We start from the raw sequence: 10871 nt of genomic DNA, 5'->3' as shown, positions 1-10871 counted from the left end.
TACTACGCGAGCATAGACCCGACCATGGCAAACCGATTCCTGACCAAAGTGGACTGGCATATCCGCAGAAGAATAAGTCTGTGGTGGAACAGAAAACACAAGAAGAGGAGAGCCAGTCAGGTAAATGTGTTCGAATTACTTCGGATGGCGGGTCTGAAAACCGTCGCAATTTGGGGCAAACGTACTGGCCAAGGTGAAGAACGTCGGAAAGCCGTATGAGGGAAAACTTCACGTACGGTTTGATGAGGAGGGGCTGGTACCCCCAGCCCTTCACTCTACAAAACGGGGGGATAAACCGCATCTGCGGCTCATTGTTGTAAAAAGTGCAACATTTCGGGCGATGATCCCCAGTTTGAAGCCGATCTCGTCCAAATTGTTGCACAAAATGCAACTTTCCCCTTCCTATCGTGCGAAAAATGCAGAAATTGTTGCATTTTTTGCAGAATTCGTCGCTCATGTGCTCGGGAGGAAACCACATGAAGGATCGACGGTTTTCAGAAGACGTTCTTTTGGCTCGAAAGTCAACGCGCGTGTTGCCCGAAGCGCTGCTTGGAACGGCGATCTCCTTACTTGCGCGAATCAGTGGCCGGAGCTTGCCTCTTTTTGCAAGACGGCCGGCTGGAGAGCGGCAACAACCGCGGCGAACGGGCAATCAAGCTAACGGTGAACAGCTGAAAAAGGCAACACGCTGCGCGGAGCAAGGGCCATTGCGGTGTTATACAGCATCGTCGAGACGGTGGTTTCAAGTTTTTTGATGTTGTGAGGCTTGATTTTGTGACATAAAACTAATATAATTAGTTTAAACAATAATATTATTAGTTTTCGTTGAACACTGCTTCGTATCGTACGACAATTAACTTTTCATCACCGAAGATGACGGCCCATGACGAAAAGATTCGTATGTCATAGACGTCCATCCAAATTATAGGGAGGCACCCGCTATGAAAATGATCCGTTACGATCATATCGTTCAGCTTACTTTCTTTCCGCGCCTGTTTCCGGTCAATTGCTTTCTCGTCGAGGAACAGGACGATTTGACGCTCGTCGATGCGGCTCTCCCGTTCAGCGCCAAGGCCATTGTGCAGGCAGCCGAGCGGATCGGCAAGTCGATTCGCCGCATCGCGCTGACCCATGCGCATGACGATCACGTCGGCGCATTGGACCGCCTGAAGCAAATGCTTCCGGAAGCGGAAGTGGCCATATCCGCCAGGGACGCAAGGCTGCTCGCGGGAGATGTCACGCTGGACCCCGGCGAGCCTCCGACGCCGATCCGCGGCGGCGTCCCGAAGGCGGTCCGCACCCGGCCCGATCGGCTGCTGGCGGACGGCGAGCGGATCGGGTCCTTGAGAGCCGTAGCGGCGCCGGGGCATACGCCGGGCCTGCTCGCTTTTCTGGATGAGCGCTCCGGCGCGCTGCTTGCCGGGGACGCATTTCAGACGCGCGGCGGCATTGCCGTCTCCGGGCAGCGGAAGGTTTTGTTCCCGTTCCCGGCTTGGGCGACCTGGCATGCCGAGACGGCGCTGGCGAGCGCGCGCCGCCTGCAGGAGCTACGGCCGAGCCTGCTGGCCGTCGGACACGGGATGCCTTTGCAGCGGCCGGCGGCAGCCATTGACCGCGCTATTCGCGAGGCGGAAGCGGCTTTGGAGAGGAGGAGCGGACGATGAGACAAGGGCTTGACCGGACGAAGGTGCTGCTGGCGGCCGCCGAAATCGCCGAAGCGCAAGGCTTCGAGCAGCTCACGCTGGCAGCGCTGGCCCAGAAGCTCGGCGTCAAGGTGCCGTCGCTGTACAATCATGTGAAGGGGCTTGCGGATTTGCGCAAAGCTTTGGCGCTCATGGCGATCGACCGCTTGAAAAGCGTTATGCTCGAGGCGGCGGCGGGGCGCTCGGGCGAAGCGGCGGTGCTGGCGGTAGCCGAGGCGTACATCCGTTTCGTGCGGGAGCATCCCGGACTGTACGAGGCGTCGCTGCGCCCGCCTGATCCGCTGGATCCCGAAGTTGCCGCGCATTCGGAAGGCGTCCTGGCGGTCGTTGCCCGCGTATTCGAATCGTTCCACTTAGCGGAGGATGATCTGATCCATGCGATCCGCGGGCTGCGCAGCCTGGTCCACGGTTTTGCCTCGATCGAGCTGCTGAACGGCTTCAATCTCGGCCTGGATGTGGACGAGAGTGTTCGGCGGGTGCTCGAGACCTATTTGCGCGGGCTCAGAAGGGGAGACGCTCCGAACGCCACCTAGTCGGCCGCACCGCCTCCGGCCGCATGGCCGCCGGCTACATCGCCGCCGCATGGCCGCCGGCTACATCGCCGCCGCATGGCCGCCGGCTACATCGCCGCCGGCCGCGACCTCCGGGGGCCCTGGATTGCGGCCGCTCCTCGCCGCCTCTGGCGGCGTGCGCTTTGTTGCGCCGCAATTTCCGCGCCCGCCTCTCCTCGAGGGCTGTTTCTCCGCCCCGTGCTGTTTTACAGCCCTGTGTCGCCCAATCGCCGCCCCGTACGGCTGGTGCCGCTCAACCTCGCCGAACCCGACCGCGGTCGTACGGTCGATGCCGCCCCGCCGTCGCCGAACCGCCGCCCCATACAGTCGGTACCGCCCAATCGCCGCCCCGGCCGCCGCTGCCCAACCGGGCGCTTAGGCAGCGCTGCGGGCCTTTTTCCTATATCGTTACAGGTCGTCTATTGTCCATCGATGGGCGCTTTTTTCCATATCATTTTCATCTCGCGAGTGTCGATTTATGTGGTAAAATGAAGTTTACTATGACGCGTCAGGAAATGGGGAATTGAACGGGAATGCGAATTACGAATCTGCTCCATTTTTCCGAATATCACCGTTTTTGCGTGAAACGGGATTTCGCCTTGAGCAGCCTCGATTACAAAATGCTGGCGAACGTCTACCAGCCGATGATCGGCGCGTTCGCCGTCGCTTTATATCATACGCTGTATCAGCAGCTGCCGGAGGGCAAGGTCGGTTGCTCGCCGATGGAGCAGCAGCGCAAGCTCTTTCTCGCACTGGAGCTGGAGGCGGGCGAGCGGGGGCGCAAGCTGTTCATCGAGCAGACGTCGCGGCTGGAAGCGGTCGGCCTGCTGAAGTCGGCTCGCCGGTTCGCGGCCGATTCCGAGGATTACGTGTACGAATACACGCTGGAGGCGCCGCTGTGCCCCGCCGAATTTTTTCGCAATCAGCATTTGACGCTGCTGCTTCGCGACAAGGTCGGCAAATATATGGTATTCGCCCTGCGCGACGACCTGCTGCTGCCGGAGGACGAGGAGCTGAAGCAGGCGAGCAGCGAAAATTTATCGGTCCCCTTCTATGAGCTGTTCCGGCTCAATACACAGGTCATCGACTATGAGCTGGAGCGGGCGCTGTTCGAGACGGCGGCGTCCGAGCCGGCCGAAGCCAAGCCGGATGCCCCCAAAGGGTACCAGTATACGGAGATCATCTCGCACTTTCCGCGGCAGTCCGTTAACCGCGCTTTCGTGGAGAACTTGAAGTACGAGCCCGAGCAGATGGCGCAGATCAATTACGTAGCCAAAAAATACAACTTGTACTTGACCGACATTTGCCGCTTGCTGGACGAGGAAGGCGTGTTCGACGAGCAGGGGCACATCGTGCTCGACCTGCTGCAGCATAAGGCGAACCAGGTGTTCCGTCAGGAGAAAAAGCGCAGCGAGGAGCGCGCGCGGTTCCTGACGAAGCTGACGGGCGGACACGGCATGGCCGAGGACGGGAAGCGCGGCGAGGACAAGCAGGTCGAAATGGAGTATTATTTGGAGGTTCCCGACCTGTTCCAGGGCGAATGCAACGCGCATCAGTACAACTACATTTTAAGAAACGAGCCGTATACGTATTTGTTGGACAAAATATTTTCCAAAGGCTCCATCCCCGACGGGCTGCTCGATATGTTCGCCAAGATCGACCTGAACTACGGGCTTCCGGAAGAAGTGATCAATGTACTGATCCATTATTTTTACGTCAACCGCAGATCTTGGGCCAAATCGTCCATCGAAAGCACGGCGGCCGATATGCTGGCCAAGCAGGTCGCCAGCTACGAGCAGGCGGTCCAGTACGTGCGGGAACAGATGGCGTACCAGGAGCGAAAAGCGCGCGGCAGCCGCGCCGAGTCCGCAGGCCGCACGCCGGGGGCGAGGGGGCGCGCAGGAAGCGGAAGGCAGAAGCCGGTGCTGCCCGTCGTGCAAAGCGGAGGCGCGGGCAAAACGCTCACCGCCGCGCAGCGCGAGGAACTGCGGCGCAAGGCGATGAAGCTGGACGGCAAGCTGTAACCGGCGCACAGAGTGCTTGTTGAAAAAGCCGGACATGCCATGACATCGAATGCGGTCATCCTATGACATAGAATACGGGTATTGTGAATCACGGCATACATAATTCGGGGGAGGGGAGAGCATGGATTCGCTTCGCGACCTGCTCAGCAGCGCGCAGGGCGGCCAGCTGCTGAAGAAGGCGAACGAGAAGGTGCGGGAGCTCGCTGCGCACCCGCTGATCGTCAAGCTGCGGGCCAAATATCCCGAGCTGGACGAGCAGACGATCAAGCTGAACATGAACAAGCTGCATCAATATGTGACCGAGTACGGCAATTGCACCCGCTGTCCGGGACTGGACCGCTGCCCGAACGATCTCGAAGGGCATTATACGCTCCTGACCGTCGAGGCGGACGGCGAAAGGACGCGGGTATACGATCAGAAGACAGCCTGTAAAAAATTCGTTGCGCGTCAAAGCCAGCAGGCCATCCGCAGCCGCATCCGCAGCTTTTACGTGGACGAGCGGGCGCTGTCGCAGGGCTACTCCTCGATTGAAATTTTGGACAAGGACCCGGATCGGGAGCCGGCCGTCAATCAGGTGATCGACTATATTCTCCGGACGCGCGAAGAAGGTTTGCAAAAGACCGGCTTGTACGCTGCAGGGGGCTTCGGCACAGGCAAAACGTTCCTGATGTGCTACATGCTCTACGAGCTGGCCAAGGACGGCTACACCGGCGCGATCGTGTATATGCCCGATTTTGCCGAGGATTTGAAGTCGATGTTTCAGGAGCCGCAGAAGCTGAAGGAGACGCTGGACGTGCTGAAGGAGACCGATCTGCTCGTGTTCGACGATATCGGCGCGGAAAATTTGAACCCGTGGCTGCGCGACCATGTCATGGGCACGATCCTGAATTACCGGATGAACCGCAAGCCGACCTTTTTTACCTCGAATCACGATTTGGACGCGCTCGAGAAGCATTTCAGCTTCACCAGCAAGGACGGCGACGAAGAATATAAGGGCAAGCGGATTATGGACCGGATTCGGCCTTTTGTGGAGATGGTCTGGGTAGAGGGCTATAACAAGCGCGGGACGAGCCCGGCGGATTCGCTTCGGGATGCGGAGGCGTCATCTTAAGCGGCTTGGCGGCGCCCCGGCGGCACGTCGCTGCGACGGAGCCGAGCGGGCTAAAGGCGAAGCTGGGCCGCAGGGCAAGGCGAGAGCGCCGGCCCGCAGACGAAGCTGGCCGCAGGGCAAGGCGAGAGCGTCGGCCCGCAGACGAAGCTGGCCGCAGGGCAAGGCGAGAGCGCCGGCCCGCAGGCGAAGCTGGGCCGCAGGGCAAGGCGAGAGCGCCGGCCCGCAGGCGAAGCTGGGCCGCAGGCAAGGCGAGAGCGCCGGCCCGCAGGCGAAGCCGACCGCACGTCGCAGGTCACGCCAAAAAGCCTCTCCCGCCCGAAAGCGGAAGAGGCTTTAATCCGTGAACGGACTCGTTCGCTGCCTGCTGCCGTTACTTCGTCATCACTTGAATGACGGTGGCCCCGATCGCGATCGCAAACAGAACAACGAAAAACACGGCGAAGCCTACGGCCGTATCGATAAAATCGTTGCGCGGTTCTTCGTTCACATGGAGCTCCGGGTGCTTCGAATCGCTCATGGTTCGTCCTCCTTCAAGCTTTGCTCTCTATGTGCGCATGCGAAAATATGCACGAATCAGTGCGGCAAAGCCGGTTTCGTACATTTAGTATACCCAATGTTTCGAATTGTTGTAAAGGCGGGAAAGTGACAAATGTGCAAACTTTGGCTCGGTTGAAATGTGAGTCGATTGTGGTATACTTTACATGTTGACAATTTTCGCTGCAATAGGTGAAAGGAGATACCATCCATGGCTATCGTTAATGTGACGGACCAAGACTTCAAGGCCGAGGTAGAGGGTTCCGGTACGGTTCTGGTAGATTTTTGGGCTCCGTGGTGCGGTCCCTGCAAAATGATCGCTCCCGTACTCGAGGAGCTGGATAAAGAGATCGGGGACAGCGTGAAGATTGCCAAGGTGAATGCGGACGACAATCCGGAATCGGTCTCCCGTTTTGGCGTAATGAGCATTCCGACGCTGATTTTGTTCAAGGACGGCCAACCGGTCGATAAAGTCGTCGGCTTCCAGTCGAAGGACGCGCTGAAAAATCTGGTCGGACGTCATCAATAATTGCTAATGTTTCGGAGGCTCTTTTTCTGGTATGCTGGAAAAAGAGCTTTTTTTCGTTTCGGGGGAGGGTAACAGGACGATGAGCGAGGGGGACTACGACCGCCGGAAAATAACGGAAGCGCTGCGCAACAAACTGGCGCTTGTGCCGGAGCAGCCTGGCTGCTACTTGATGAAAAACCGGGACGGCACGATTATTTATGTCGGCAAGGCGAAGGTGCTTCGCAACAGGCTTCGTTCCTATTTTACGGGCAGTCACAGCGCCAAGACGCAGCGGCTTGTCAGCGAAATCGCCGATTTCGAATATATTGTCACGGGAAGCAACGTCGAGGCGCTCATTCTCGAATGCAATCTCATCAAGAAGCATACGCCCCGCTACAATGTGCTGCTCAAGGACGACAAGTCTTTTCCGTATATCAAAATCACGAACGAAACACACCCGCTGCTGGAGGTTACCCGCCGGGTGGTGAAGGATAAAGCGAAATATTTCGGGCCATATCCGAACGCGTTCTCCGCTCAGCAGACGAAGAAGCTGCTGGACCGCTTGTATCCGCTGCGCAAATGTCGGACGCTGCCGGACAAGGTGTGCTTGTACTATCATCTCGGCCAATGTGTCGCGCCTTGCGAATACCCGGTGGAGCGGGAGAGTTACGAGCAGATGGTCGGCGAGATCACCCGATTTTTGAACGGCGGCCATAACGAGATCAAGGACGAATTGACGCGCAAAATGCACGAGGCTGCCGAGCAGCTCAATTTCGAGCGGGCCAAGGAGCTGCGCGACCAGATTGCCCATATCGATGCTGTCATGGAGAAGCAGAAAATTACGATGTCCGACCAGGTGGACCGCGACGTGTTCGGTTTCGCTACCGACAAGGGCTGGATGTGCGTGCAAATTTTGTATATGCGGCAGGGCAAACTGATCGAGCGCCATGCGTCGATGTTCCCGTTCTACGGCGAGGAATACGACGACTTCCTTACGTTCGTCTCGCAGTATTACAGCGATAATCCGGCGTTGCCGAAGGAGATTTTTTTGCCGATGCAGGGCGATGCTCCCAAGGGAGCTGCGGCACATCCGGAGGGGACGGGGGCCAGCTTGCCGGCGGCTTCTGTACCGGAAGAGCAGAGCGGCATCATGTCGGCCGCTGCTGCGCAGGAAGCATCGGGCGATAGCGAGTCCGCCGCGGCCGTGCCGGAAGAGCAGGGCAGCGGCCGGCCTTCGTTGGCTGCGCCTGCCGGAGAAAACGATGCTTCTGCCGCGGTCGCTTCGGATGAACGCTTGCAGCGGGAGCTCCGTTTGGAGCATGACGAAGCAGCGGCAGCGGAGGCGGCCAAAACCGACATCAAGGAAGCGCTCGAAAACTGGCTGAAGGTGAAGGTCCATATGCCGCGCCGCGGGCTGAAAAAAAATATGGTCGACATGGCCTGCGATAACGCCCGCGTCGCTCTGGAGGAGAAATTCCGCCTGATCGAGAGGGACGAGGAGCGCACCGTCAAGGCAGTCGAAAATCTCGGGGAATGGCTCGGCATCGGCACGGTGCGCCGCATCGAGGCGTTCGACAACTCGAACATTCAGGGGACGAATCCCGTCTCGGCGATGGTCGTCTTCACCGACGGCAAGCCGGACCGCAAGGAATACCGCAAATACAAGGTCCGCACGGTCCAGGGGCCGGACGATTACGAGACGATGAGGGAGGTCGTCCGGCGCCGCTACGAGCGCGTATTGAAGGAAGGGTTGCCGCTGCCGGATCTGATCGTCATCGACGGCGGCAAAGGCCAGATCGCCGCGGCGATCGACGTGCTCGAGAATGAGCTCGGGCTTAGCGTCCCTGTTTGCGGACTGGCTAAAGATGCGAAGCACAAGACGTCGGAGCTGTTGATCGGCGATCCCCCGCAGGTCGTGCCAATTCCGCGCGACAGCCAGGAGTTTTATTTGCTGCAGCGCATCCAGGACGAGGTGCACCGCTTCGCCGTCACATTCCATCGCCAGGCGCGCAGCAAGTCGATGATCGAGTCGCAGCTCGACGGCATTCCCGGCGTCGGCGAGAAGCGCCGCAAGCAGCTGCTGAAGCATTTCGGCTCGGTGAAGAAGATCCGGGAGGCTTCGCTCGAAGACTTCAAAGCCGCCGGTATTGGCGAGAAGCTGGCAGCAGCCATCCTGCAGGCGCTGAATGAGAATGCCGCCCCGGCATCGGGCGCTGAACCGGCCGCTCCGGAGACGGCGGCCGATTAGAACGAAGCGCCGCAGAACAGGATGCGGATGCGGCCAATCAAGCCCTCGCGAGATGCAATGCGCTTCTCGGAGGGCTGTTCGTGTTGGCGCCGGCAACAAGGCCCGCGCGCTGCCCTGCACGGCCAGGCTAACCGGGCGCCGCTGCTTGCGCTGCTCGAACGCCTAGCGCGCCGCCGCTTGCGGCATGTGCAGGCCCGCTGCTTAGGCGCCTTCGCCCCCCGCGCCCCGCGCTCATACCGCGCAGCTTCCGGCAGCCGGGCGGCGCTTGCCGTGCAGCCAGGCCAGCAGCCAGCCTGCCAAGGCCGGGAAGATGAGATAGAACGCGCCGGTCAGCACATGGGCCGCCCCGCCCAAATACATGATCGACAAGCCCATCAGAATGCTGTCCATCGCCGCGTGGGCGAAGACCGCCGTAAGGAAGCCGTAGCGCAGGAAGGCGTAGCCGAAGATGATGCCGATCACGGCCACCTCCACGAGCCGCGTATACACGGGATAGATCGGATATTGCGTATGGCTCATCGCCCATATGACACTGGGCAGCAGTACAGCCAGGAAGCGGCTTTTTACAAGGCGCTGGAAAAAAGCGATGCCGAACAGCCGGAACGCCGCTTCCTCGGAGATAGCCGCCGCCCAGGCGAGCAGCGGAAAAATCGCAGGGTAAGCCATGTTGAACACCGAATCCGCCGGATCGTTCACGGCCCATACATCGAAGCCTTCCGCGGCGGCGAAGAACAGCGTCTGCTGCACCCCGAGGATGAACAGGCAGAGCAGGTAGCCGTTTACCATCGCTTCCTTGACGTGCCGGCCGAAGCTGGCGGAGCGCCAGGTCGGCCACAAATAGCGGGGATCGCCCGTGCCCGCCCACAGCTGCCGTCCCGCCGACAGGGTGAAATAAGTCGAGAGCGCCAGCAGCCCGGTGAAAATATTAACAAACCATAAATAAAACGCTATGCCCTGCTCGCTCGGCCCGCTGCCGTGGTAAGTCCGATAGCCCGGAATCATATTGAAATTATGGGATACGTACACGGCAAGAAACATAAGTGTCATGATCAGCCCGCGGGAAAACGTAATTTGGCTGCGGTATTTGAGCATCACAAACAATGCGCCTATCGTCATGATGAAGGAGATGCCCATGCTGATCCGGGTCATCTGGGCGGAGCGTTCATCCTGCGCCCGCTGCCAGCTCAGGTATGACTCCGGAACGGAAAATTCGGGATGAAACGACCGCACCTGCTCCCCGGCCACGGCGATGCGCAGCAGCAGCTTCGCATCGCCGATCCGCTCCGTCGTATGCTCGAACAGCAGATAAGGTTGATTGCTCCGGATAAGCCGATAATCTCCCGGGCGGTACCCCATCTCGTTCATGCGGCTTTCCGCCAGCTTTACCGCGTCGGAGGCGCCGCTTTCCGTATCGCCGGCTGCAGCGGCTGGATAGACGTCCCAGCCGATAATGCCGCCGTTCAGGTAATTGACCGCGACGTAATAAGTCGTTCCGGTCGTGCGGTCGTTCATTTCCGCCTCGAAATAATCGATCGGATACTTTTCCCCGTAGCGCTCCTGATACTGCTCGGCCAACTGCTCGCGCTGCAAATACCCGCTGCGCGTTTTGTGCGACTGCAGGCGTACATCGGATTCGTAATTTGCGGTCAGTCCCAGCTTGCTGCGGGCAAATTCGGCGGCGGCTTCCGCAGCTTCCTGCTTGCTGATTCGGGGAAAGCTGGTGTCCGTCTGCAGCGAGCCGGGGGAAGAGTTCAGCAGCGAAGACAGCAGATTGACGCCCAAATACATAACAAGCCCGGCAATGGCCAGCAGCAACAGGGAAGGATAGCGGTTTCGTCTGCTCATGCATTTCTCCTTAATCGAATGGGATAGAGGCCTGTGACAAGCGATTCCTTCGGCATCGGTCGTCACCTGCGGTATTGAAATTTTGTCGGCGTATACCGCCAAATTTTCAAGATAGACGCCTATGACGAGCGATTCCTTTCGTCATCGGTCGTCACCTTCGGTGTTGAAAATTCGCCGATAAGCTTCGTCGAATTTTCAAGATAGGCCAAGCGCACATTACAGTGTATTCTATTAACGTATCACACATTCGATAGCTTTCCCAGCCATTCGATCTGCCCGCCGCGCTTTTGCCCGAGCTTTACCGAGCAAGAGCGGGCAAAAAGGCGTAAGGCCGCGCTACATGCTTA

At 59.0% G+C, this 10871-nt stretch carries 8 protein-coding genes and 1 pseudogene; 7 read left to right on the top strand and 2 right to left on the bottom strand.

Features of this window, described 5'->3' with window-relative positions; translation table 11 throughout:
• From F591_RS32425 to zapE, 5 genes and pseudogenes are all read left to right on the top strand, one after another.
• Positions 1-219: pseudogene (locus F591_RS32425) on the top strand (group II intron reverse transcriptase/maturase); the annotation flags it as partial.
• Between the two features lie 722 nt (positions 220-941).
• Positions 942-1664 carry an MBL fold metallo-hydrolase gene (locus F591_RS0122430; protein ID WP_019536853.1) on the top strand — a complete coding sequence of 241 codons (723 nt, stop codon included), beginning with the start codon at positions 942-944 and terminating at the stop codon, positions 1662-1664.
• Positions 1661-2236: a TetR/AcrR family transcriptional regulator gene (locus F591_RS0122425; protein ID WP_019536852.1), complete on the top strand. Its 576-nt coding sequence runs from the start codon at positions 1661-1663 to the stop codon at positions 2234-2236. The genes F591_RS0122430 and F591_RS0122425 overlap by 4 nt, the downstream gene beginning before the upstream one ends.
• 551 nt (positions 2237-2787) lie before the next feature.
• Positions 2788-4278, top strand: a complete 1491-nt coding sequence (locus F591_RS0122420) for a replication initiation and membrane attachment family protein (RefSeq protein WP_019536851.1) — start codon at positions 2788-2790, stop codon at positions 4276-4278.
• 121 nt (positions 4279-4399) lie between these two features.
• The gene (zapE, locus tag F591_RS0122415) at positions 4400-5389 is read left to right on the top strand and encodes an AFG1/ZapE family ATPase (protein WP_019536850.1); all 990 of its coding nucleotides are present in this window, start codon (positions 4400-4402) and stop codon (positions 5387-5389) included.
• A 370-nt stretch (positions 5390-5759) separates the two neighbouring features.
• Here zapE and F591_RS30785 read toward each other — a convergent pair whose 3' ends face one another.
• The gene (locus F591_RS30785; RefSeq protein ID WP_019536848.1) at positions 5760-5906 is read right to left on the bottom strand and encodes a YqzM family protein; all 147 of its coding nucleotides are present in this window, start codon (positions 5904-5906) and stop codon (positions 5760-5762) included.
• 228 nt (positions 5907-6134) lie between these two features.
• Here F591_RS30785 and trxA point away from each other — a divergent pair, with 228 nt between their 5' ends.
• Together trxA and uvrC are read left to right on the top strand one after the other, a co-directional pair.
• Entirely contained in the window at positions 6135-6452 is a 318-nt protein-coding gene (gene trxA / locus F591_RS0122400; RefSeq protein WP_019536847.1) for a thioredoxin, read from the top strand.
• 79 nt (positions 6453-6531) lie between these two features.
• Positions 6532-8679: an excinuclease ABC subunit UvrC gene (uvrC, locus tag F591_RS0122395; protein ID WP_040742335.1), complete on the top strand. Its 2148-nt coding sequence runs from the start codon at positions 6532-6534 to the stop codon at positions 8677-8679.
• A 231-nt stretch (positions 8680-8910) separates the two neighbouring features.
• Here uvrC and F591_RS0122390 read toward each other — a convergent pair whose 3' ends face one another.
• Positions 8911-10524 carry a CPBP family intramembrane glutamic endopeptidase gene (locus F591_RS0122390; RefSeq protein ID WP_019536845.1) on the bottom strand — a complete coding sequence of 538 codons (1614 nt, stop codon included), beginning with the start codon at positions 10522-10524 and terminating at the stop codon, positions 8911-8913.
• Between the last annotated feature and the right edge of the window lie 347 nt (positions 10525-10871).

It is taken from the genome of Paenibacillus ginsengihumi DSM 21568, from assembly GCF_000380965.1.
In the GTDB taxonomy this organism is placed as follows: Bacteria; Bacillota; Bacilli; order Paenibacillales; family NBRC-103111; genus Paenibacillus_G; species Paenibacillus_G ginsengihumi.
This window is presented reverse-complemented; position numbering and strand designations above follow the sequence as displayed.

Bases quoted from the DNA above. Each gene is read 5' to 3' on its own strand.
- F591_RS0122430 (WP_019536853.1), top strand. From the start codon at position 942: ATGAAAATGATCCGTTACGATCATATCGTTCAGCTTACTTTCTTTCCG.
- F591_RS0122425 (WP_019536852.1), top strand. From the start codon at position 1,661: ATGAGACAAGGGCTTGACCGGACGAAGGTGCTGCTGGCGGCCGCCGAA.
- F591_RS0122420 (WP_019536851.1), top strand. From the start codon at position 2,788: ATGCGAATTACGAATCTGCTCCATTTTTCCGAATATCACCGTTTTTGC.
- zapE (WP_019536850.1), top strand. From the start codon at position 4,400: ATGGATTCGCTTCGCGACCTGCTCAGCAGCGCGCAGGGCGGCCAGCTG.
- F591_RS30785 (WP_019536848.1), bottom strand. From the start codon at position 5,906: ATGAGCGATTCGAAGCACCCGGAGCTCCATGTGAACGAAGAACCGCGC.
- trxA (WP_019536847.1), top strand. From the start codon at position 6,135: ATGGCTATCGTTAATGTGACGGACCAAGACTTCAAGGCCGAGGTAGAG.
- uvrC (WP_040742335.1), top strand. From the start codon at position 6,532: ATGAGCGAGGGGGACTACGACCGCCGGAAAATAACGGAAGCGCTGCGC.
- F591_RS0122390 (WP_019536845.1), bottom strand. From the start codon at position 10,524: ATGAGCAGACGAAACCGCTATCCTTCCCTGTTGCTGCTGGCCATTGCC.